Here is a 23,702-nt window from a genome sequence, read left to right on the forward strand (position 1 = left end):
AGTTGACCGTGGAAAGCGTCCGCCTAGAGCGGATGCAAAACACCTCTTTTCGAAAAAAAAAAGGAGCATATAGCTCCTCCTTTAATTACCTGGTTGAAATCCTACGCGCACTGTCTCTATGCCTAAGTGTTCATAAGCTAACTGGTTAATTTCTACAACCTCTTCTTTAGATAGCTCATTTGCTCTAACGTAAATGTTAACCTGGTTTTCATCAGACATAACAAGAACATCTTCATATCCCTGCGAACGAATAATCGTTTCTACCATTTCTTCTTGCTGTGACATTTTTTGAAGTGATTCCACTTTTTCCATTGCTTCTACTTGAATCTCCGGATTGGTTTCTGCAGCTGCTATCACGCTAACGTACTCTTCATTTAACTTGCTGCGCGCATCTTGCCGTTGTAACTTAATCGTATCGAACATTTCTGCTGCACTCATATCACCGGAAACATTTCCGATAACATCTTCTGCCTCTTCTAACTCGATAAATGTTTCTTCATCGCCTTCTAACCATTCTATCTCCAACTCGTCCGTTAGTTTATCTAGATCCATATCCTCTATCGAATTAACTTCTTCTACCTCTTCAATGGATGCTTGCTGGTTTTCAATTCGATCCATTGAAATATAATATACAGACAGTACAATAATTAAACTTAACATCGTCAATAACCACACCGTTTGTCTTTTTAAAATCATGTTGTATCCTCCTTTTGTTTTCTTGGCATGACAGATACTCTGTGTGATGGTATATCAAGCACTCTACTTACAGCTTCTACCACCCATGTCTTTACTTGAATATTGTCTACACCGTTTGCCACAATCAAAACACCTTTAATATCCGGCTTATTCGACTGAACGAGAAGCGGTTCTTCTTTATCACCATTGCGTATGATCACAACTTCTTCGTCCTTCGTGGAGTCCCTTACGTCTCTTGTCCCCCCTTCACGATCCGTCTCCTCTGTCTGCTGTTCTTTCGACTGTGTATTTTTTTCGAAAATATGTGTTTCAGTCCCAGAAACAGTTACCATAACAGAAACGTTCGTTACCCCTTTCATTTGTTCTAATGCATTTTTCAATTGATCTTCTAAATGTCTCTCATGCTTTTCATCTTGTTCTGGATCTTGATCCTGCTCCTTATCGCCTGATCGGAAAACTGGCTCGATATCTTCTCCCTCCTTATCCTCAAGTTCTTCCGTTTCAAGAGACATGGAAGGTTGTGACGGGTCATCGTTTTGAAAAAAGCTGCCTAAGAGCATAAAAGTGACTCCTAGAAATACTAATACAACGAGATAAGTTAGTCGGACTTTCTTTCCTTTATTATTTAAAGAAAAGGAGGCGAACAATGATTTTGGGTTAGGTTTTTTAATCAACGAGGCTCTCTCCTTTATCTTGAATTGTTATTTTTTCTACTGGTACTTGCCATATTTCTGAAAGACGATCTATCATTTGGATTTGTCCCTCCAATTCCTCTTCTGCTGCCTCTGTCTCGAAACTTTCAGAGTCCCGTTTAATTTCAATCCGCTCCACATGAATCTCGTTATTCTTACTTTCCTCATCCACTTGAATCTTTTGTGAATCTTCGAGGATGACATGAAGATTATTAAGATTGTCCGTTTCTTCTGTTGCATGCAATGCTTCAAACGAAACCTCGATCGAAACTATTTGCTTGTCAAACTCCTCTAGCATAAAAGTTTCTGCATCAGCTTTTAGTTGGACAGCCACTTTTTCAGAAATATATGCAAGTGATTCTGATTCTATATCTGTTTTTTCTAATTCTTTAAGAATTGATTGATCTTCTTCGACTCCAGTTTCAAATTGAACAAGTTCTTCTAAAACTTTTTCTGGATCTTCTTGGAAAATAGAGATAACTGGTTGCAGCATTGCTACAAGTATCATTAACCCTATAACAAGCTTGACGTAACGGTGAGTAGATGAATTAGGTAACATTAACTCTAAAATAGTAGCAAATAAAATCAACAATATGATATTTGCTATCCAACTGTTTATAAGTGCCACTCGCACATCACCTCTTATTACCTCATCATGATGGATAGATTTCCGGATATTACAATGATCGTAATAGATAAAAAAAACATTAATGAAACTGCTGCTAAAGCTGCAAAAATCAATAACACATTTTTTCCTATGATAGATAAACATTCGATGATCGGACCCCCGCCAAGCGGTTGTAATACAGCTGCTGAAAAAGAATAGATCATTCCTAACGCCAAGACTTTCAAAGCGGGAAAAATGCAAACGAGTAACAGCATCACCAAACCGAGCACCCCGATTGTATTTTTCAATAATAACGAAGCTCCCATTACAGTATCTGCTGCATCCGTAAACATCCTTCCTACTACTGGAATGAAATTTCCTGTAACGAATTTAGCTGTCCGAATCGCTATCCCATCTGCAACAGCGGCTGTCGCACCTTGCACAGATAAAACTCCTAGAAATACAGTAAGGAAAATCCCCAGACTCCCAATCGATATATTTCTTAAAAGGACAGCCAGTTTAGACACTTTATAATGCTCCGTCATCGTACTAACGATCGAAAGTAACGTTGATAAAAGTAGAAGAGGTAATACAAAATACTGCACAAATAAACCAGTCGTGTGAACGATAAACATGATGATCGGATGAAAAAGAGCAACGGACGTGACGCTTCCAACCGAGGCCATCAAAACTAATATGAGAGGGATAATCGCCATCATGAAATTGCTCATCGTAGAAATTGTTGTTTCCGCTAATTCCATCGCTAAATAAAAACTATTTAAGGCAATGATGATTAATACCATGTACGTAACCGCATAGGCGACTTTGCTAATTTGATGTTTTTCAAAAGCTTGCTGAAGTTGGACAAGGATCATACTGAATACAGTGAGCAAGATTAAGGTTCCAAGTAGTTTTCCTTGCGCTACTATTTCATGAAGAAAATAGGAAGCGAACCCGGTTAACCAGCCTTTGAATGATAAATTATCAGTGTTTCCGATTAAGTCCTTAAGATTATCTCTTTCAATTTCCGGTAAAAAACCTCCATACTCATCCTGAAGACTGTCCCAAAAATTCATTACCTCACTAATATCTAACGAACCTAACTGCTTTTCCACCATCTCTTCTTCTGTTATTGGAGTTGTTTCTTCCTCTGCAAAGACAATACTTGTCCAACCTTCACTCAGAAGAAAAATAATCGCACATCCTAACATAGCGAATAAATATTTCATTAAACGTCCCCCATGGCCGACGGAATAAGCGTTAATATCGTATCAATAATGACACTGATAATTGGGATTGCCATAACCAATATGAGTATTTTCCCAGCCAATTCTATTTTAGAGGCGATGGAACCTTGATCAGCGTCCCGAGCGATCTGAGCAGCAAACTCTGCGATATATGCAATTCCAATAATCTTAAAGATAGTCTGGACGTAAATCATATTTACATTTGAATTCTCCGCCAATTCTTCCAGCGTTTGAAAAAGAACTGCTATTTTATCGATCAGAAAAATAAAGATTATTGCTCCTGTGAAGACGGTAATAAGAAGAGCAAACACCGGTTTCTGCTCTTTGACGATGATAGCTAGGAAGGTGGCAATCATTCCTAAACCTACTATTTGAATGATTTCCATCCCACTACCTCCCTCCTAACTTTGAAATAAAAACACAGAGCGGATTTTCGTAAACAAATCATCAATCACTGTTGCCACCATGTAAAGAACAAGGACAAATGCGATCAGCGTCACCCAATTCGCAATTTCTTCCTTCCCCATCTGTTTTAATACGGTATGAATCATGGCAACAACGATTCCAACCCCGGCTATCTGAAATATTAGACCTACATCATTGGCCATTGGACTTCCCCCTCACTGCTTTCCATTACAGCAACATAATTACTAACAGTAATCCGCCTAAAAAACCTAAACTCCGATACATAGACTGATATGTCTTCTGAGAGTCAACTGCCACTTGCTCTCTATGCGTCAAGTAAGATTGGGTAAGCTGAATTTGCTTACGCTGCCCCTCTAAATCTTGTTTTCCTAATGTCTGACCGAATTGCCTTATTACTTCAATATCCTGGTTATTTAGATCAATATTTTTTTTCCATAAATCAAGTTCTTCTTCCCAGATCTCCACAACAGATCCCCTGTTTTCGCCTATCCGTTCGCCGACACTAAACAAAAATTGCTTCGCGGGGTCTGGTAATTGCCGAGAAATTTGAATAAGCGCTTCAGATAATGGCATCATTGCAAATGCTACTTCTGTATCAAAGGTTTCTAAAGCAACCTTCATATGCCTTAGTAACAACGTTCTTCTTTCCAACCTTTTTGATAGTTCCATGCCTATCAGTGCTGAAGCCAAAACAATAAATATTGCTCCTATCCATATCATCTTGAGATGACTCCAGGTTCCGTTTTATCTAGATATTTGAATACACCTTTTTTGCCTACAGCCGAAATTTCAATAATTGTTTCAAAAGCCGATTCTTCCAACAAGGCCTTTATAGTAGGACGTTTTTTAACATTTTCTAACGTCGTTCCATGAACAGTTGAAATAACAGTGACTCCTGCATAAATAGCTTCCATCATTGCTCTTCCATCTTCTTCTCTGCCTATCTCATCGACAACCAGTACATCCGGACTCATGGAGCGAATCATCATCATCATCCCTTCAGCTTTAGGGCACGCATCCAACACATCTACTTTCGTACCGAAATGATGTTGAGGAATACCATGAATACAACCAGCTATTTCAGATCTTTCATCGACAATGGCAACATTTTTAGCTGGAATCCCTATTTGAGGCATGCCTAGACTTATTTTCCTGGCTAAATCTCGTAATAATGTTGTCTTTCCAGTCTTCGGAGGCCCTATTATTAACGTGTTTGTCCAGTGATTTCTCCTGTATAATTCACGGATATAATCATCACTCACACCTTGTTTTTCTTTTGCAATTCGAATATTATAGGAACCAATTTCACGCAATCCTTTTACATGTCCTTTATCCATGACCACTCTTCCGGCAATTCCAACGCGATGGCCTCCGGGAATAGTTATATAGCCTCTTTTTAATTCTTCCTCTAATCGATATAAGGAGTGCTGACTTAATAAAGACATCATTTGAGAAGCATCCTTTTCTGTGAAAATTGGAGGATGATTCTTAGTTTTACTTTTCAAACCCACAATCTCAACTGGTCTGCCTATTCGTAAGCGAATTTCTTCCATATTTTCTCTGTCTTCCGCAGGATACCTTTCCACATAATCTTTTATGATTGTTGGTAGAATATGAAATATTTCTCTCATTGCGACATTTCCTTTCTATACCTAAAAATTTTCCTTCGTGTCTATAATGAAATATATGAATCCTTGTCCTAATTATTACAACAATAAAAAGACAAACCTCGATTACAAGAAATTTGTCTGCCTGAGTAGCAGACAACAAAAAAAAGACTGCGTATCCAGGGCGTTTAAGCCGGATACGCAGTCTTTTGTAAATAACACTATCTTGTTTTTTTATACTTCCCCTCAAACAAAGAGAAAGCCTAATGTCAGCTTCTTTTAACTAACCTCTTGAAACATATTTCCCTTCACGTGTATCAATAATTAACGTGTCGCCTTCGTTTACAAAGAATGGCACTTGAACCGTCAATCCTGTTTCTACAGTAGCTGGTTTTGTACCGCCCGAAGCTGTATCGCCTTTTACTCCTGGTTCAGTATCCGTAACTTTTAATTCAACGGTATTAGGAACTTCCACACCTAAGATTTCATCACCATAGGTTAGAATTTGCACTTCCATATTTTCTATTAAATACCTTAACTGATGGCGAATTTGATCTGATGATAATTCCAACTGTTCATAAGAAGATGTATCCATAAATGTATGAACATCTCCACTTGAATATAAATACGACATTTTACTGTTTTCCAAATGAGCTTTTTCAACTTTCTCACCCGCACGGAATGTCTTTTCCTGAATATTACCGCTTCGCATACTTCGAAGTTTCGAACGAACAAATGCCGCCCCTTTACCTGGCTTCACATGTTGGAACTCTACTACTGACCAAATATCATTATCCACTTCAATTGTTAATCCTGTTTTAAATTCGTTTACTGAGATCATTTTTTTCCTCCTAAGTATTAAGCTACTCGCCTAAAATGAGTAGTTCCTTGGTAGATTTTGATAAAATATCATTTCCACTTTCAGTAATAACAATGTCATCTTCAATTCTTGTGCCACCGATACCCGCAACGTAAATACCAGGCTCTACGGTGACAACCATGCCTGGCTCTAATACTTTATCTGATTTATAAGATAAACCAGGTCCTTCATGAACTTCCATACCCATGCCATGACCAGTGGAATGGCCAAAGTACTGTCCGTATCCCTGTTCTGTTATATAGTCACGGGTTAATGCATCCGCTTCTTTACCAGTCATACCCGGCTTAATTCCATTTACACCACGTATTTGTGCTTCAAGCACTGTTTGATATATTTTTCTTAGTTCTTCATTTGGATCACCTATGGCTACTGTTCGAGTAATATCAGAACAATATCCTTTGTAATAAGCGCCAAAGTCTAACGTTACAAGTTCACCCTTCTCAATAACTTTAGAACTTGCAACCCCGTGGGGAAGTGCAGAACGTTGTCCAGATGCTACAATTATATCAAATGAAGAGGATACTGCCCCATGTTTTCTCATAAAAAATTCAAGTTCAGTTGAAATATCAATCTCTTTTACACCGGCACGAAGGTAAGCTTGAATGTGTGAAAATGCTGCATCTGCAATATCAACAGCTTCTTGAATAATGCTCAATTCTTTGGAATCTTTAATTAAGCGCATCTGCTCGACCATACCGCTTACAGGCATAAATTCTGCTGATCCTAGCACTTTTTTATATGTATCATATTCACTATAGGTAAGTTGGTCTTTTTCGAATCCTAACCTGGTAATTCCCATTTCCTTGACTTGATTCGCTACTTCTTCGTGTATCGGGGTTGTATGTTGAACGATATTAAATCCATTAATTTGACTTTCTGCTTGCTCAACATATCGAAAATCCGTGATAAAAGTTGCTTTATTCTCTGAAATGACCGCTACTCCTGCGGTCCCGGTAAAGCCAGTAAGGTAACGACGATTCGTGTCACTGGCAATGATTAAACCGTCTATATTTTTCTCGGAAAATTGATTTCGTAATTGATCCAGTTTTTTCATCCTTTCGTCCTCCTTGCAAACCATGCGATTCTGATAAGAAATTGTAAATCATCGAAAGACCTGAGCATACAGGCATTTTTTAGACAAAAAAATAGAATGTTCCATAGAACATTCTACCACAGGAGCTTATTCTTGGATAGACTCACCCTCATGAACTGTGCGTTCGTGGTACTCGTATGAAACGGAATACCCTATAAACAAGCCATAAACTACATAAAGCGATATAGAGGTTGTTAAAGTATTACGATTCATTTCGGTAATAGGGTCTATGGTATTAAACAAGGGATGCAATACTACAAATACAACAAGCCATAACACAAAACCAAAAACGATTCCAGGCCATATAGAATTAAATTTTGCAAGTAAAACTCTATATAAAAATGCTACACCAATCGATATTATAGCAATGGCCAAAATACCCAACCATTGTCCTAAAGTTCCAGTCTTCCAATCTCCTAATGCCCACGGCTCTAAAATGACTGCAGGTCCGAATGGAATAAACTTAAACGTATAGGCGAAGTAAGCCACTAAACTCCATAATGCTCCACCTACAAAACCTATTACAGCAACTGTAGAAATAAAAGATTGACTTGCTTCTTGTTCATTTTGTTCTAATTTTCCCATTGACTTCACCTCGAAAATTAGTGTATCCATTTAGGGAATAATTTATCAGCAAAACAATATTAGGTGTAATTCAACTTCAATATGGGAATAGTTATATAATAATTAATATTTTTAATAAGATCTTTATATTTAGATGGTTAGAATTCGTTTTCTAATGTAAAATAGAAAGAAAGTGTAAGCGGTCGAAAGCAACGAGGAATAGAATAAAGAAAAGTTTCATCCATAATATTGAATAGAGGTGTTGAGACATGTTCCGTCGTTCTTTTCATCCGATCATCCTAGTGATTATTGGGTTTGCCATCTTTGGTATAGGAATGCAACTATTTACAAATCCAACTCAATTTTTCACTCAAATTTTAGTGACGGTCGGTATTGTTGCAATACTTCTCCTAGTGATGAAGAAATTTATAATTCCAAGACTTATGGGTAACCAAGCTTCTTTCACGCAACAAAGAAGCCAGCAAATCAAGCAAACCCAAAGCCGTAAACCAACTGCGTCCTTCAAGAAGAAGCAAAAAGAAAAGAAAAAGTCCATCTCTCGCCCGTTAGTTAAACGTCAGTCTGATGTTAAGTTAACTGTTATTGAAGGTAAAAAGAACAAAAAAAAGAGCCGAGCTTTATTTTAATGCTTGGTTTTTTTCTTTATCATTTTTCATTTTTTCGCAAATTATTATTGGAAAGGGGACTGGGATAAATGATTCCTCCATTTTCAAGCCCTTTTTTAATTCACAGTGTCTGGTCTGAGTGGTTATTGATTAGTTTTCTTGTACTGGTAGGTATTATATATTGGACAATAAGTAAAAAGATCGGTTTTCAAGCCTTATATTTAACTATATTCTCGCTTTCGCTGGGTTATATCATCACGATGTATCTCCCTTACTTGTATACTAATGACCAATTACTCCCGTTAACTCACCCGCACATACAAGCAGTTATGACATTATTCTCGATATTTATTCCACTAGTGAGAAGACAAGTGGAGATAATTATGTGTTTAATACCACCTTTGTTCATTAGTGTCATCTATTTGCTTCTTCAAGGTACTCCAGTGTTCTCCATTGTAGGAGGAATATTAATAGGCGGTTTTATTAGTTATATGTATTACCGAAGTTTTGATTGGATAGAAGCAATGCCTGAACGATATGTTTTTGGGTTCGCTATTATTGTTCCTATCTTTATAGGTATCCTGATTTATCCGCAGAATGATTTTCTTATATTACCCGGTTTACTTCTTGGGTCGGGCATCGGGATTGCTCTTGAACAATATAAATTAAGAATTAGCATTACAACCAGTTCAGGGATGAGCAAACTGATTGCGTTAATGATTGGATCATCAGGTTTGATTTTGTCTCACTTATTTTTCTTATTCAATCCTGTTATTTTCACCTTGTATTATTCACTCTTAGGTTTTCTAGCAGGATTATGGATAACTTTTCTCATTCCACTCCTCCTTTTTAGCACAAAACTTTATGGCCAGCAAAGTAAGAGAGGAGATACTGCCTAAGTCTTTTTATAAACTGATTTCTTCTAATACGACCATTTAGCCAGAAATTTTCGGGTTGATTCAGCTCCAAGCTGAATTAACCTGTCTTTTTCTTCATCGGACATTTTAAATTGTGTTGCCGTTATTTCATTGACCGGGATAAATATAATATCTTTTGCATGAAACTTAGAAACATATCGTTGATCATGGGCCTTTCTCATCGTATCAAACATTGAAGTCAGCATAGATAGACCGTTTGGTATTTCTTTAGGTGGCGACTGATCAAATTCAGGAGAAAGTTTCATTCCTAATACAGGGCGTTCCGCTTTCATCCCTTTCCTCACGAATAACCATAACGGAAAATTACTTAACACCCCTCCGTCTACAATTAACGATTCTTTTCCGTCTTCTCCTTTTAATTTAACTGGTTCGAAAAAGAAAGGCAGACTACAGCTCATTCTCACAGCTTTTGCGATAGAAAACGTTACCGGGTCTATTCCGTAACGCGGCAAATCATCTGGCAAAACGATAAATCTTCCATTTGTTAAATCCGAGGCAACCAACTTCAAAGTTCCCGATGGCAGATCACCGAAAGTTCTAATTCCTTTCTCATACAAAGCACTAGCGACCCAGTCTTCAAATACTTTCCCTTTATATAGACCCATACGTTTGTATAACTGAATCCACCGTAGAAATGGAAAGACGGTGCTAAAAGGATTTTGGTCAAGAAATTGGTTCATATCCAATTGGGTAAAGAGCTGATACATTTCATCATTTGTATAATTAGCTTTAACAAACGCCGCTGTTAGAGCACCTGCACTAGTTCCAGCAACCCGATTTATGTGTATCCCCTTTTGTTCTAATGTACCTAATGCACCAACAAAAGCCATTGCTTTTATACCGCCACCAGCAAAAACTGCGTCTACTTGAGTCATTGGAGGATTCCTCCTTTTAGTTTAAGTGTATTTTATTAAGTGAATAAAATGACAAAAAAACTTGAGGTTCCTAATGCGATTTTAAATTTGAATTGTTACAACATTTCGTTAGAAATTAATAATTTGTATTATCAAACTTGGTGAATTAGTTGATTTATTATCACGGAGGGTTGTTTGGAAGAATTACCGCTCGCTTTCCGTGGATGATCCGCGAGCCTCCTCGAGCAAACGAATGCTCTGCGGGGTCTCTCTTGAATCATTCTTCCACAGGAGTCTCACGGATTCTGCCAAACAACATCTTTTTATACAGGCAGTTTAGGTAACCGTTATTGTTTCTGATGAGAGGCTTGAAAAATAACAGAAAGTTAAATAAATTCATCATTCAAAAAAACTGGACTATTGAATGTTTCACTTCAATAAGTCCAGTCTCGTTATTTAATCTCATTATTTTGTTTTTCAATGCTTCTTAAATCATCTACCCGCTTTGACTTTTCTTCAAAATATTGTACTAAGTCTCCGATACGGTCAATAGCATCCCAACTTAGATGATGTTCAATTCCTTCTACGTCGCCATAAATGTTTTTTTCATCCACACCGATAACCCGCATGAAATCCTCTAATAGTTCGTGGCGATACACAAGGCGTTTGCCGATTTTTTTTCCTTTAGCAGTCAGCACCAATCCTCGGTATTTTTCATAGATCAAATACTCGTTGAGATCTAATTTTTGCACCATCTTCGTTACCGATGAGGGATGAACCTGAAGGGCATCTGCTATATCGGACACTCGAGCATATCCTTTTTCTTCTATTAGTATATATATTCGTTCTAAATAATCTTCCATACTAGGCGTTGGCATTAAGGTCCCTCCAAAATCTTAAGTTGCGATATACTCTAAAGCTAAGATAATTATACTATAAATAAAACCGACTCTCCATACAAACCCCTAAAAAGGTGCTTTTCACGTTGCTAGAGAATACATAATAAATACACGTGATGACTTTTTTTCTATTATGTTGCTTTTGTAATTATTAAGGTTTGAAAGAATTCTAGCAAAAAAAAGTCCCAAGGGTTTTATTTAACCCTTAGAACCTTTAATTCTTTCCTTATAATCCACACTTTAGTTGAGCCGAACAATTCGTACACGTATTACAACCGCCGATGTCTTCTACTGTCCCTTTACGGCATACGGGACAAGTATCTCCGACTTCACTTCCAAATGTTACAGAAGTAGATCGTAAATCAGAGATTGTTTCTACTAAGACAACTGGTTTTTTATGTTGTTCATCTTCAGCTTCGCCACCAGTTAAATCAACTGTATAATCATCGTTATCCTCAGCTTTTAATGTCAGCACTTGTGAATCTCGGCTACCATCCACGTAAACAGTACCACCTTTTGCTCCGCCTTTATAAAGTCGTTCATAGACACTTTTCACTTGATCAACAGTGTAACCCTTAGGCGCATTTACTGTTTTACTTAATGAACTATCGACCCATTTCTGAATGATACACTGAACATCCGCGTGGGCTTCGGGACTCAATTCCATACTGGAAATGAACCATTCCGGTAAATTGTTTGGGTCCACCTCCGGATGTCTATCTAAATAATCTTCAAGAATTTTTGCTTTTACCTCAATAAACTTTCCTAAACGTCCACTTCGGAAATAAGAAAAAGAGAAATATGGCTCCAGTCCCGTTGATACACCGACCATCGTTCCTGTTGATCCAGTTGGAGCTACTGTCAAAAGATGAGAATTTCTAATTCCATGCTCTTTAACCCCTTCAAGAATATCTTCTGGCATTTTTTTCATGTAACCAGTTTGAGTATACTTTTGCCGTAAAAAGTTCGTTTCATTTTCAGAAGAACCTTCTAAAAACGGAAAGCTTCCTTTTTCTTTTGCAAGCTCGATACTTGTCCGATAAGCAGTGGTAGCAATTGTTTCAAAAACTTTATCAACCAAAGCATTACCTTCTTCTGAACCGTAAACTGTTTCCGTATTGATAAGTAAATCATGAAGCCCCATTACCCCTAGACCAACACGACGCTCACCTTTAGCTTGCTTTGTATTATCCTCTAAAAAATAAGGGGTTGCATCAATCACGTTGTCTTGAATTCGAACTCCAGTAGCTACTGTTTGTTCAAGTTTCTTGAAATCGACAACTTTTTGATCTATATCGGCCATCTCTGCAAGGTTCACAGCTGCAAGGTTACACACGGAATATGGAGCAAGTGGTTGCTCTCCGCATGGATTAGTAGCGACTACCTTTTGCCCGTATGCCTGTGCATTTGTCATTTCATTGGCGTTATCAATAAAGAATATTCCCGGTTCTGCAGAATAAGTGGCACAAATGTTAATTAGATTCCAAAGCTCTTTTGCTTTGATTTTTCGATACGTACGAACACCAAAACCTAATGCTTCCCACTCTCTAACATCACCATATTCATGCCAATCACGATTATAGGCTTCCATCTCATCTTTAGTATAATTTTCTACGTCAGGAAAACGCAGTTCATATTCCTGATCATTCTCAACAGCTTCCATGAATTCTTTTGTAATACAAACAGAAATATTTGCACCTGTCAGGAATTCAGAATTGTTCACCGAGTAGTTCCCGCCTGCGCGCAGCTTTGATTCAGCTTCAGCAATTATTTTACGGTCGAAACCACCTTGGCCTTCGATGTTTTTATAATTAGCAATACTTTGATACATCGCTTCTTCTATTTCGGATAAAGGTGTGAATTTTAATTTTTCTTGAATCAGACGTTTTATTTGCACATCTTCACTATTTTCAGACAAATAACGTAAAATCCGCGGATTTTGCATCTTAGAGATAATAAATTCCAATATATCCGGGTGCCAATCAGACAACATGATCATTTGAGCTCCACGTCTGCTTCCACCTTGTTCAACAAGGTGTGTCAGCTTAGCGATATCATCTAACCATGAGACTGACCCTGAAGATTTTCCATTTACCCCTCTGGCCAATGTATTACGAGGGCGCAGTGTTGAACCATTCGTCCCAACCCCGCCTCCGCGACTCATAATCTCCATCACTTGTTTCCGGTGTTCAGAAATACCTTCTCTTGAATCCGCTACAAATGGCATAACGTAACAATTAAAGTAAGTTACATCCGTGCCAGATCCTGCACCATACAAAACTCTGCCCGCTGGAACAAAATTCATATTTACTAACTCGTAATAAAACTTTTCAAAGGATTCATCCCGTTTTTGAGGATCGACTTCTACATTAGAGAGGCCACGCGCATTTCTCTTAGCTATTTGTTCATAATATACTTCCAATGGTTTATCAATCGTATCTAACGACCTGTCCACAATTCCGGTTTGTTTTTCTTCCTCATCTAAGACACCTAAAAATTCTTCTTCAACTGAAATTTTAGCTCGGCTTTCTTCCCAGTTTAACTCGACAACATATCCATAACCTCTTGCTGGAAACTTTGGATCTGCTTTCACTGTTAAAACAACAAAATCTCCTACTTTCAACGTCTTTTTCTCTGTATCTTTGAATGTGTAACGATCTAACATGACTAAACGTGAGACACCGCTTTGTTTTAATTTCATGTCAGGGGTGATTGGGAACACTTGTGGAAATTGCTCGATATCACGGTTCAATTCCTCCACATTAATCCCTTTGTTCGACATAAATGTTGTCACAGGCTTTCGCTCCTTTATATATAATGCAATGTATGTATACATCTAGATGTTTACTTCAATCAAGAACGAGGTATCCAAAGTTAGATACCTCGTTCTTTTCCTTTTTCAATATATCATAGCATCTTTATTTTATCAATATATAGTGTGGTTTATTTTGTAGGTAACACCATATATAGACGTGTGGGTTTCTTTTATTCATTTTGTCAACTTTATAAAACTCTATAAAAAAGAGGAAACTCAAGCTATCGAGACATAATATTCGATAATATGACAATAACCAAAAAATTTGGGGTTTGCATTCTTTTACCTTCTATCAGGTTATTCTTTTATTCTTTTTCTTAAAATCAAACGGAATCGTTTGCCAATTCACCAAATTACGTTTATCATTTATAAAGGAAACCATCCAGCGAACTAAAAGGAGTGGCAATTTTAACATGGATATGAGTATTTGGCTATTAATTGCAGTAACTGTTGTACTAGTAGTAATCATAGTGCTTCGTACTAAGAAACCGAAGTACCTAAAAACGCTCGATCAAGAAAAATTTAGAGAAAATTATCGAAAAGCGCAATTAATTGATGTCCGGGAAGAGAAAGAATTTCTAGGCGGACACATATTGGGCGCAAGAAATATTCCACTGTCCCAAATGCGTCAAAGAGTAACAGAGATTCGTCCTGATAAACCAGTATACCTTTATTGTCAGAATGGAACGAGAACAGCTCAAGCTGCAAAAATTATCCGTAAAAAACGTGGAGCAGAAGATATCAACCAATTAAAAGGTGGATTTCGTCAATGGACTGGAAAAATTAAAAAATAACTTCCGGCTTATATAAAGATCGGCTACTCATGGTGCTAAAGCTCCAGGTAGCCGGTCTTTTTTAATAGAATAGCGTATATACTCCTTCAAACTAAGGGACTCTTCAGATTCCTCGGGAAAAGGCCATGTCTCTGCCTTCGCCATCGACGCTGAATCGACCATCCACCGAAACATTCAGTTGTTGTTTGAGCTTCCCGCTCTAAAATTCCTGGCAATTACTTCTTCAAGCTTCAGTGATATATCTTAAAATTGGTTTTCTTGCTGCTGTTGTTTCATCTAAACGATCAATGACTGTATGATGTGGAGCTTCTTGAACGACTTCCGGCGTTTCTTCAACTTCTTTTGTAATTTGGATCATTGCATCACAAAATTCGTCCAGTGTTTCTTTCGATTCCGTTTCGGTAGGTTCGATCATCATGCACTCTTCCACGTTAAGCGGAAAGTAGATGGTTGGTGGGTGATATCCGAAATCCAACAATCTTTTAGCGATATCTAACGTCCTTACGCCTAGTTTTTTCTGACGCTTACCGGATATAACAAATTCATGTTTACAATGTTGCTTATACGGCGTCTCAAAATAAGGTTCAAGTCTTCGAAGCATATAATTTGCGTTAAGAACCGCATATTCAGATACCTTTCTTAATCCTATAGGTCCCATCGTCCGGATATACGTATAGGCACGAACATTAATTCCAAAATTACCATAGAATGGTTTCACCCTCCCGATCGACTCAGGAATGTCAAACTCCAAACGATATGTTTCCCCATCTTTCATTACTAATGGTGTTGGCAGATAAGGAACGAGATCGCTTTTAACTCCCACTGGGCCTGATCCCGGACCGCCACCCCCATGAGGTGTAGTGAACGTTTTATGAAGATTTAAATGTACTACATCAAATCCCATATCACCTGGTCGTGTTATTCCTAAAATAGCATTCGAGTTTGCCCCATCGTAATAAATTTTACCGCCTACCTCGTGAATGATTTCTGTCATTTCAACGATTTGTTCTTCAAACAATCCAAGTGTATTAGGATTAGTAAGCATCAGGGCGGCAGTATCATCCCCAGCCAATTCTCGTAAATGATCCAAATCTACAAGACCTTGATCATTGGATTTTACTGTGACCGATTCAAATCCAGCCACTACTGCTGAAGCAGGATTTGTACCATGGGCAGAATCAGGTACAATGACTTTTGTCCGTTTATGATCGCCATTAGCTTCATGATAAGCTCTAATGAGCATTAAACCTGTCCATTCACCATGAGCACCTGCTGCTGGTTGTAATGTCACCTGATCCATGCCTGTAATCTCTTCTAAGGAGCGTTGGAGCTTGTACATGAGTTCTAATGCACCTTGTATTGTAGACTCATCCTGATATGGATGTAAATGTGCAAACCCTGGGAACCTGGCTACATCTTCATTAATTTTAGGATTATACTTCATTGTGCATGATCCTAGTGGATAAAAACCTGAATCCAACCCGTGATTTCGTTTCGAAAGTGCTGTATAATGTCTAACAATTTGTAGCTCGGAAACCTCAGGCAATTCAGGACTTTCTTGCCGTTGAAATTTTTTTGGTATGAGTTTACTGAGTTCTATATCTTCAATGTCAAGCTCGGGTAGACTGTACCCAATTCTGTCCTCTTTACTTAATTCAAAAATCAATGCTTGATTTTTGTTGTTCATTTGACTCCCCCCAATACTGACGCAAATTGATCCATTTCCTCTTTCGTTCTTAACTCTGTAACAGCCACTAACATCAAGTTTTCTTTCTCTTTATAGAACCTGGATAAGTCCAAACCACCGATGATACCGTGATCAAGAAGTTCTTTGTTTACGTCTTTTATGGCTTTTGGTAGCTTAATTACAAACTCATTGAAGAAAGGTTGGTCTGTTATCACCTCAACTCCTTCTTCTTGCAACTTATTTTTAGCATAGTGGGCTTTTTGAACATTCTGAGTTGCCATATGCTTGATTCCTTTTTTTCCGATTGCACTCATTGCTATCGAAGCTCCGAGCGCATTTAATGCTTGGTTTGAACAAATGTTACTTGTCGCTTTATCGCGTCTTATATGCTGCTCTCTAGCCTGTAAGGTAAGTACAAAACCACGTTGCCCGTGATCATCCGTTGTTTGACCGACTAATCTTCCTGGAACTTTCCTCATTAATTTCTTTGTTACCGCAAAATATCCACAATGAGGACCACCTAATTGTGTTGGAATTCCGAACGGTTGTGCATCCCCTACAACAACATCCGCGCTGTAGTTGCCAGGCGGCTGAAGCACACCTAAGCTTAATGGATTGGAAGAAACAACAAACAATGCCTTTTTCTGGTGAGTAATCTTTTCAATCGTTTCAAGATCTTCTATTTGCCCAAAGAAGTTGGGATATTGGACAATCACTGATGCAGTATCGTCATTATATTCTGCTTTTAGATGCTCTAAATCCGTCATCCCGTCCTTGTCATCAATTTCAATTACCTCAAGGTTTTGTCCTTTTGCACTTGTCTTTAACACTTGACGTGCTTCGGGATGAACGGTTTTAGAAACAAGTATTTTCTTCTTTTTTGTTTGCGCTGCACTCATCATCGCCGCTTCGGCTAAAGCTGTTGGGCCGTCATACATCGATGAATTCGCCACCTCCATGCCCGTTAACTCACAAATCATCGTTTGAAACTCAAAAATCCCTTGAAGTTCTCCCTGTGAGATTTCCGGCTGATATGGTGTGTAAGCAGTATAGAATTCGGAGCGAAGAAGCATATGGTTAACGACGGTCGGAATATAATGCTCATATACGCCTGCTCCTAAAAAAGATGGATATTCTTTTATATTTTTATTCTTAGTTGCCAATCTTGTCATTTCTTTAATTAAACTTATTTCATCCAAGCCTTTTTCAATGTTTAAATCACCTTTAAATCGCACTTCTACCGGTATATCTTGAAAAAGTTCTTCCACTTGACTAACACCGATTGTATCAAGCATGTCGCGCTGATCCTTCTCCGTCATTGGTAAATAACGAAATTTTTCCATCTTCTTATCCCCCTTCGTTACATTAAGACCGTTTATAAAACGGCGTACTTACAACCTTAGCCTTTAAACGACGCTTCCTTACTTGTACTTCCACTTCTGTGCCTAATTCTTTATATTCAGAGTCAATCAAGGCCAATCCGATATTTTTCTGAAGCGTTGGAGATTGTGTTCCAGTTGTAATAAAACCAATCTTTTTCTCCTTATAAAATACCTCATAGTCCGTTCTTGGAATTCCTTTATCCATCATCTCAAGTCCAACCAGTTTTCTTTTAGCACCTAGCTCTTTCTGCCTTTTCAATACGTTTTTACCGAGAAAGTTTTCCTCTTTATCTGTTTTCACTGCAAAACCTATTCCAGCTTCTACAGGCGTAATCGATTTCGATAATTCTTGGCCATATAGTGCAAGCTTTGCTTCAAAACGCAATGTATCCCGAGCTCCAAGTCCACAAGGTAAAAGCCCTTCTGACTCCCCGGCGCTTAGAATACTCCTCCATAAGTGGACGGCATCATTTGGAGAACAATAGATTTCAAATCCATCTTCACCTGTGTAGCCGGTTCTGGAGATCAAAACCAATTTATTAGCAAAATTTACTTCTGACTTAAACCTAAAAAATGTTATCTCGGATAAATCCGTCTTTGTTAACTTTTGAGCAACATTTTCTGCGAGTGGCCCTTGAATCGCTAACTGGGCAAAGTGCTCTGATTCATTTTCCACCTTTACATCAGTGTTAGCATGTTGCTTCAGCCACTCAAAATCTTTCTCAATATTAGAAGCATTCACAACGAGCAGAACTTCTTCCTCGGAAAACTTATAGATAACAAGGTCATCTACCGTCCCACCATCTTCATAACACATGGCATTATACTGACAAGCACCAATTTTCGCTCTTTTCACATTATTAGTTAAGATTGTTTGCAAATAGTCCATGGTTCCTTTTCCTGTGACACGAATCTCTCCCATATGAGAAACGTCGAAAAGACCAGCCTTTGAACGTACCGCATGATGCTCTTCTTTAATACTGGAAAATTGAACTGGAAGATCCCATCCACCAAAATCAATTGTCTTTCCATTTGATTCTTTATACTCCGCAAATAGCGGCGTTTGTTTTCCTGCCAATGCTAGCACCTCCATTTAATTCTTTAAAAATTAAACATACAAAAAAAGACAGAAACATGCCTGTAAGCAACATGTCCCTGTCTTGTGTACCTGAGAGTTTCGTTTTATTTAATATCGCTGTGTGCTAGAAACGTACTAGCAAACGGCTTATAAAAGTGTCCCCATGGGTGTTCTGCCTTGAGCAGATTCTTTCCAGAGCTGCGTCCAATAAGAGTCTTTTTGCCTGAGAGATTCACGTCAAAGACGCTTGCTCCTTCGGCGATGGTCCGTTCATTTACGTACGGAACATTCTCTCCCCATATTTTCATTCGCAATTATTGGATTGTATGATTCATGAAACAAACACATTTTGTTCATACTAGGAAACAGACATCTTTCAATAACTTTACTCTATATTAACACTTTTCTTTTTTTCATGGCAATAGTCATTATAATATTACAATTTTTCACACGTTTAAATAGGTACTTTATATGAGAAAGGAAGATTGCTATGGACGTAATGATACAGCGAGACCATCAATGGGGCGAACAATTTTCTGAAGCCCTCTCTCAGCCAGGGTCACTTTCTACTTGGAAACACTATAATATGGGAGTACAAGTAATGAAAGAAATGGTTATTTCCGATTTCAAAGGATTAGTTACTCCAAAGCACCTTCCTCATGTTACTTTTCATGACTATCAAATGGAGACTGCCAAAAAAGTGATGGAAGAGATGCATGGAAAAGCTATTCTTGCTGATGAAGTAGGGTTAGGAAAAACAATTGAAGCTGGCTTAATTCTTAAAGAATATATGATTCGAGGACTAGTATCAAAGGTACTCATTCTCTCTCCAGCCTCCCTTGTGACACAATGGTGTCAGGAATTAAATGAAAAATTTTTCATACCTGCTGTGGAGCAGCGTAAGAAACCTCAGTGGGAATCCGTAGATGTTATGGTGACGTCTATTGACACTGCGAAAAAGGAACCACATGCAGAAACGATCAAAACAATTGATTACGATATGATTATTATTGATGAAGCTCATAAGTTGAAAAATAAACGCACAAAAAATTACCAATTTGCCAGGCAACTGAATAATAAATTCTGCCTATTGTTAACAGCAACTCCGATTCAAAATAAATTGTCGGAAATTTACTATTTGATCTCTTTGTTAAAACCAGGTTATTTAGGTTCTGAAGAAACGTTTTCTTCTCTTTATAAATCTGGCAATAAAAATGATGAGCTCCAGCAGCTTATTCAAAAAGTGATGGTACGTAACAGACGTGAAACAACCAATATGAAGTGGACAAAACGTATTGTAAAAACAATCCCTATTGAATTTTCTGAAGCAGAAAGAAAGGTTTATGACTCGATTACGAATTTGAAAACACCGTTAAAAGAAGAATCCAATCCGCTACAGGGTGGTTTGCTCACGTTAACGATGCAAAGGGAACTCTGTTCAAGTAGAGAGGCTGCTTTTATGACACTCAAACAAACACTTGAAAAAATGGATTCTCCTTCGCCAACTATTGTAGAAGAAATGCAATCCATCATGGTCGCTTTACATGAGCTTCCGGCTCACCCTAAAGCAGTAAAAGTCGTTGATTTAATTAACTCATGGGAAGAGGATGAAAAAGTCGTCATTTTCACGGAATATCGAGCTACGCAACTGTATCTTCAATGGTACTTATCGCAAAATGGTATCACTTCTGTGCCATTCCGGGGTGGTTTTAAAAGAGGGAAAAAAGACTGGATGAAACAACTCTTTAAAAACCATGCAAGAGTTTTGATTGCAACAGAAGCCGGTGGAGAAGGGATCAATCTTCAATTTTGCCACCGAATTATTAATTACGATCTCCCATGGAATCCGATGAGAATTGAACAAAGAATAGGAAGATTACACCGTTTAGGACAAGAGAGTGATGTATACATTTACCATCTTGCCATCCAAAATACGATAGAAAATCATATTTTACAGTTACTCTACAAAAAAATTGGATTATTCGAAGGTGTTATTGGAGAATTAGATCATATTTTAGAGAAGTTTAATCAGCAAAGTGTTCAAGAGTACCTTTCATCTACCTTTTCTTCCTCCGAGACGGAAGGAGAAATACGGATAAAGATGGAACATCTTGCTTCTTTAATGCTAGAAAAAAATGAAGGAGAGAATCGCCATGCAACAAGCTGATATCCATTTATTTTTATCTGACTTTTTTCAAGAAAACAGATGCTCCATTCAGCCCCTCTCCTCCACAGCTTTTGAGGTGCAGTTATCGAATGAAATTGATAAAGAAATAATGAATCGTCCTTTTTATTGGCATTACATTGAAAAAATGAACGGACAACCGAGTCCTTTTAAACTAAAGATTGAAACTGATTCGTCAAAAATGAACGATGATAAAAAAACTGAGTTTATACATTATGGCTCTCCTAGGCTTAGACAGCTATTTTCACTCGCCATCCAAAAAGGGAAATTCGGCCGTTTCTATGAACAAGTGCAGCCGGAACTACAGTCTGTTCCTTTGAAACCGTGGCTTTGTTTGAACGGATTTATCAACTATCACAGCCATCTCAAAAAAAATCGTTTTTTTTCTATCGGATTAAGTTTAATTACGGGAGAAATGTTAAACGACTTTCATGATCTAGTTCAGAATTGGAAAATTGACAGTCAGTTGCCTCATTACACATTTACTTTATCACCTTTGGTGAAAGAATCTTCTGGCATTGAGCGAATACAGCACTATCTTGTGTCCAGTGTCGAAAAAGAAACACATCATTGGGCAGATGAGGCCATAACAAAAATGAATGTTGATTTAAAACTTCTTGAACAATTTTACACTAGTGAAACATCAAGTAATGAAACCTATGAGAAAGAAAAACAAACGATTAGTGAACAATTTCAGCCCTATGTCACTTTATCCATTGAAAATGGCGCCATGTTTTACTTAAACAGTCATCCAGTGAACTACCCACCACTTAAATTCTAACGAATGTTGAAGTGGGGGCTTCTCGAATAATAGGTGCTTTTATTAGCCACCCAAATTGACCGAGCTATCCCCGCTGAACCAGCGGCTCCATCTATTATTTAGGCTATTTTTGTTTCAGAAAGGAGTCTTTTTCCTTCGTTTTTAATATTCTTTGCCGCATTTTCGTCACGGTCAGATTCGTTCCCACATGAACATGTATAAGTCCTTTCTGAAAGAAATAGCGTTTCTTTCACTTCCCCACATTCGGAACACATCTTCGAAGAAGGGAACCATTTGTCAATTTTGACAAATGACTTCCCATGGTCTTCGAACTTGTATTGTAAGAAAGTTGTAAACCTACCCCAACCATTATCAGATACGCTTTTCCCGAATGTAAGAGACTTAGACATGCCTTTCATATCAAGGTCTTCGATAGCGACAGCATCGTACTTATTTGCCAACGCATAACTCTTTTTATGAAGGAAATCACGACGTTGATGAGTCGTTTTTTCTTGTAACTTTGCCACTTTCCGTTTCTGTTTGTACCAACGATTCGAACCCTTTTTACGGCGTGACAAAACTCGCTGTTCTTTCGCTAGTTTTTCAAGAGATTGACGATAAAATCGAGGGTAATTGCCTTTCTCACCATCGCTTGTCACGTACAATTCACTCATAGAAAAATCAAGTCCAACAACGTTATTTGGTTCAACTGGTTTCGTTGCTTCTTCAAATTCCGTTAGAATCGAAGCGTAGATTTTCCCAGAACCAGTCATCGAGATGGTAACAGACTTCAAACGATGTGTTTCTGGAATGTCTCTATGTTGCGTTAACTTTACCCATTTCAATTTAGGCAACTTGATATGACCATCCAAAATTTCTATATTTCCATTCACAAGATTGGTCGTATAGGATTGCTTATGTTTCTTGCTTTTGAATGTTGGAAACTTGGTATTCTTTTTGAAGAAAGATTTATACGCTTTATCTAAGTTCATTTGAGCATTCGCTAAAGAAAGACTATCCACTTCTTTCAGAAACGGATAATCCGTTTTGTATTTAGCTGGAGTCGGGTGCTTTTGTTTCAACAACATCTCTTTGTTATCCTTGAATCTCTCATACGTATCCATTCTATCTTTCAGCATTTTGTTGTACGTAAAACGTACACAACCAAATGTTTTCTTCACTAAGTGAAGTTGTGCAATTGATGGGTATAAACGAAATTTGAATGCCTTGTTCTTTTTGGTCATATCAAGCCACCTCCAAACATTTGTTCGTAGGTTTATTTTACCAAACCACTGTCTATTTGTCTTTGTTTTTTCTTTTTTATTTTCTGGGAAAAAGATAAAAAAGAGCCATTTATCTCCCACCTAAAATTCTACCAAATTTTTGAGGAAGGAGACTTCTGGCTATAGATCGTTAAATTAATCAAAATCCACTTATTTTCTTAACTACAGCGTGAGCTTTCGCCACCCCAAAAAACACTTCTGTACTTCGTGTAGGTGCTCGAAAGAAGGATGTGGTTCCCTTTATACGTGTGACGTAAAGAGAGCTGTCATCTTATATTTTCATACCTATTAAAAAAAGCATCATGAGTGTTTTTCACTCTTGATGCTTCTTCTCCGTTCTTTAGCTATACTGAAAGCGATGGGTATCAACCCAAATAATCGAAATGACATGGGAGCTTTGTATTCTTTTTTTTCCGCTTTTATCGCTTTGCGTACATCTCTTGGTTGATCAACATACGAAACCAATTGCTCTGTCATGTACTTTACGTAATCATTAGTTTTCATCGAATTTTCCTCTCTATCCATACTTAGCTTAGGATAGACGAACTTCAAACATTTTATTCTTACTGAGGCATCTAATACAAGTGTT

24 protein-coding genes and 1 riboswitch are annotated in these 23,702 nt (G+C 37.8%); of the genes, 5 read left to right on the plus strand and 19 right to left on the minus strand.

What is annotated here, in order from left to right; translation table 11 throughout:
- Positions 1–81 precede the first annotated feature (81 nt).
- The 11 genes from CEF18_RS11435 to CEF18_RS11485 form a co-directional block, all read right to left on the minus strand.
- Positions 82–696 carry a SpoIIIAH-like family protein gene (locus CEF18_RS11435; protein ID WP_110936592.1) on the minus strand — a complete coding sequence of 205 codons (615 nt, stop codon included), beginning with the start codon at positions 694–696 and terminating at the stop codon, positions 82–84.
- The gene (gene spoIIIAG, locus CEF18_RS11440; RefSeq protein ID WP_223292288.1) at positions 693–1,370 is read right to left on the minus strand and encodes a stage III sporulation protein AG; all 678 of its coding nucleotides are present in this window, start codon (positions 1,368–1,370) and stop codon (positions 693–695) included. The genes CEF18_RS11435 and spoIIIAG overlap by 4 nt, the downstream gene beginning before the upstream one ends.
- Entirely contained in the window at positions 1,363–2,016 is a 654-nt protein-coding gene (gene spoIIIAF / locus CEF18_RS11445) for a stage III sporulation protein AF (protein WP_183040891.1), read from the minus strand. The genes spoIIIAG and spoIIIAF overlap by 8 nt, the downstream gene beginning before the upstream one ends.
- A 17-nt stretch (positions 2,017–2,033) precedes the next feature.
- Positions 2,034–3,224 (minus strand): stage III sporulation protein AE, encoded by a 1,191-nt coding sequence (spoIIIAE, locus tag CEF18_RS11450; protein ID WP_110936594.1) that lies wholly within the window; start codon positions 3,222–3,224, stop codon positions 2,034–2,036.
- Positions 3,224–3,628, minus strand: a complete 405-nt coding sequence (gene spoIIIAD, locus CEF18_RS11455; RefSeq protein WP_110936595.1) for a stage III sporulation protein AD — start codon at positions 3,626–3,628, stop codon at positions 3,224–3,226. The genes spoIIIAE and spoIIIAD overlap by 1 nt, the downstream gene beginning before the upstream one ends.
- Before the next feature lie 15 nt (positions 3,629–3,643).
- On the minus strand, positions 3,644–3,850 hold the full coding sequence (gene spoIIIAC, locus CEF18_RS11460; RefSeq protein ID WP_110936596.1) for a stage III sporulation protein AC: 207 nt from the start codon (positions 3,848–3,850) through the stop codon (positions 3,644–3,646).
- Between the two features lie 25 nt (positions 3,851–3,875).
- Positions 3,876–4,388, minus strand: a complete 513-nt coding sequence (spoIIIAB, locus tag CEF18_RS11465; protein WP_110936597.1) for a stage III sporulation protein SpoIIIAB — start codon at positions 4,386–4,388, stop codon at positions 3,876–3,878.
- Positions 4,385–5,299: a stage III sporulation protein AA gene (gene spoIIIAA, locus CEF18_RS11470; RefSeq protein WP_110936598.1), complete on the minus strand. Its 915-nt coding sequence runs from the start codon at positions 5,297–5,299 to the stop codon at positions 4,385–4,387. The genes spoIIIAB and spoIIIAA overlap by 4 nt, the downstream gene beginning before the upstream one ends.
- Before the next feature lie 259 nt (positions 5,300–5,558).
- The gene (efp, locus tag CEF18_RS11475) at positions 5,559–6,116 is read right to left on the minus strand and encodes an elongation factor P (protein WP_110936599.1); all 558 of its coding nucleotides are present in this window, start codon (positions 6,114–6,116) and stop codon (positions 5,559–5,561) included.
- A gap of 22 nt (positions 6,117–6,138) precedes the next feature.
- A complete protein-coding gene (locus CEF18_RS11480) occupies positions 6,139–7,209 on the minus strand; it encodes a M24 family metallopeptidase (RefSeq protein ID WP_110936600.1) in 1,071 nt (356 codons plus the stop codon).
- Positions 7,210–7,335: 126 nt separating this feature from the next.
- Entirely contained in the window at positions 7,336–7,833 is a 498-nt protein-coding gene (locus CEF18_RS11485; protein WP_223292289.1) for a YqhR family membrane protein, read from the minus strand.
- A 248-nt stretch (positions 7,834–8,081) separates the two neighbouring features.
- Here CEF18_RS11485 and CEF18_RS11490 point away from each other — a divergent pair, with 248 nt between their 5' ends.
- Together CEF18_RS11490 and CEF18_RS11495 are read left to right on the plus strand one after the other, a co-directional pair.
- Entirely contained in the window at positions 8,082–8,459 is a 378-nt protein-coding gene (locus CEF18_RS11490; protein WP_110936602.1) for an SA1362 family protein, read from the plus strand.
- A gap of 68 nt (positions 8,460–8,527) precedes the next feature.
- Positions 8,528–9,337, plus strand: a complete 810-nt coding sequence (locus tag CEF18_RS11495; RefSeq protein WP_110936603.1) for a hypothetical protein — start codon at positions 8,528–8,530, stop codon at positions 9,335–9,337.
- Between the two features lie 23 nt (positions 9,338–9,360).
- Here CEF18_RS11495 and CEF18_RS11500 read toward each other — a convergent pair whose 3' ends face one another.
- From CEF18_RS11500 to CEF18_RS11510, 3 genes are all read right to left on the minus strand, one after another.
- The gene (locus CEF18_RS11500; protein ID WP_110936604.1) at positions 9,361–10,251 is read right to left on the minus strand and encodes a patatin-like phospholipase family protein; all 891 of its coding nucleotides are present in this window, start codon (positions 10,249–10,251) and stop codon (positions 9,361–9,363) included.
- Positions 10,252–10,682: 431 nt separating this feature from the next.
- Complete coding sequence (gene mntR, locus CEF18_RS11505) at positions 10,683–11,108, minus strand: transcriptional regulator MntR (protein ID WP_110936605.1); 426 nt, start codon at positions 11,106–11,108, stop codon at positions 10,683–10,685.
- Positions 11,109–11,355: 247 nt separating this feature from the next.
- Positions 11,356–13,911 carry a vitamin B12-dependent ribonucleotide reductase gene (locus tag CEF18_RS11510; RefSeq protein WP_110937673.1) on the minus strand — a complete coding sequence of 852 codons (2,556 nt, stop codon included), beginning with the start codon at positions 13,909–13,911 and terminating at the stop codon, positions 11,356–11,358.
- A gap of 452 nt (positions 13,912–14,363) precedes the next feature.
- Here CEF18_RS11510 and CEF18_RS11515 point away from each other — a divergent pair, with 452 nt between their 5' ends.
- Positions 14,364–14,738, plus strand: a complete 375-nt coding sequence (locus CEF18_RS11515; protein WP_110937674.1) for a rhodanese-like domain-containing protein — start codon at positions 14,364–14,366, stop codon at positions 14,736–14,738.
- A gap of 223 nt (positions 14,739–14,961) precedes the next feature.
- On the opposite strand, the gene gcvPB is transcribed toward CEF18_RS11515, so the two are convergent.
- From gcvPB to gcvT, 3 genes are read right to left on the minus strand one after another with little or no spacing between them, the layout of a single operon-like run.
- Entirely contained in the window at positions 14,962–16,425 is a 1,464-nt protein-coding gene (gcvPB, locus tag CEF18_RS11520) for an aminomethyl-transferring glycine dehydrogenase subunit GcvPB (RefSeq protein WP_110936606.1), read from the minus strand.
- Positions 16,422–17,768, minus strand: a complete 1,347-nt coding sequence (gcvPA, locus tag CEF18_RS11525) for an aminomethyl-transferring glycine dehydrogenase subunit GcvPA (protein ID WP_110936607.1) — start codon at positions 17,766–17,768, stop codon at positions 16,422–16,424. Before gcvPA ends, gcvPB begins: the two co-directional genes overlap by 4 nt.
- Before the next feature lie 22 nt (positions 17,769–17,790).
- Complete coding sequence (gene gcvT / locus CEF18_RS11530) at positions 17,791–18,885, minus strand: glycine cleavage system aminomethyltransferase GcvT (protein WP_223292290.1); 1,095 nt, start codon at positions 18,883–18,885, stop codon at positions 17,791–17,793.
- A 201-nt stretch (positions 18,886–19,086) separates the two neighbouring features.
- Positions 19,087–19,193, minus strand: a riboswitch (glycine riboswitch).
- Between the two features lie 182 nt (positions 19,194–19,375).
- Between gcvT and CEF18_RS11535 the strand changes: the two genes are divergently transcribed.
- Positions 19,376–21,052, plus strand: coding sequence for a DEAD/DEAH box helicase (locus tag CEF18_RS11535; protein ID WP_110936609.1), 1,677 nt, complete (start codon positions 19,376–19,378; stop codon positions 21,050–21,052).
- Positions 21,039–21,851: a YqhG family protein gene (locus CEF18_RS11540; protein ID WP_183040889.1), complete on the plus strand. Its 813-nt coding sequence runs from the start codon at positions 21,039–21,041 to the stop codon at positions 21,849–21,851. Before CEF18_RS11535 ends, CEF18_RS11540 begins: the two co-directional genes overlap by 14 nt.
- A 98-nt stretch (positions 21,852–21,949) precedes the next feature.
- Here CEF18_RS11540 and CEF18_RS11545 read toward each other — a convergent pair whose 3' ends face one another.
- Together CEF18_RS11545 and CEF18_RS11550 are read right to left on the minus strand one after the other, a co-directional pair.
- Positions 21,950–23,074, minus strand: coding sequence for an RNA-guided endonuclease InsQ/TnpB family protein (locus tag CEF18_RS11545; RefSeq protein ID WP_110937675.1), 1,125 nt, complete (start codon positions 23,072–23,074; stop codon positions 21,950–21,952).
- Positions 23,075–23,413: 339 nt separating this feature from the next.
- Positions 23,414–23,617 (minus strand): YqzE family protein, encoded by a 204-nt coding sequence (locus CEF18_RS11550; RefSeq protein WP_110936611.1) that lies wholly within the window; start codon positions 23,615–23,617, stop codon positions 23,414–23,416.
- Positions 23,618–23,702: the final 85 nt, after the last annotated feature.

Source organism: Salipaludibacillus neizhouensis, assembly GCF_002886185.1.
In the GTDB taxonomy this organism is placed as follows: domain Bacteria; phylum Bacillota; class Bacilli; order Bacillales; family Salisediminibacteriaceae; genus Salipaludibacillus; species Salipaludibacillus neizhouensis.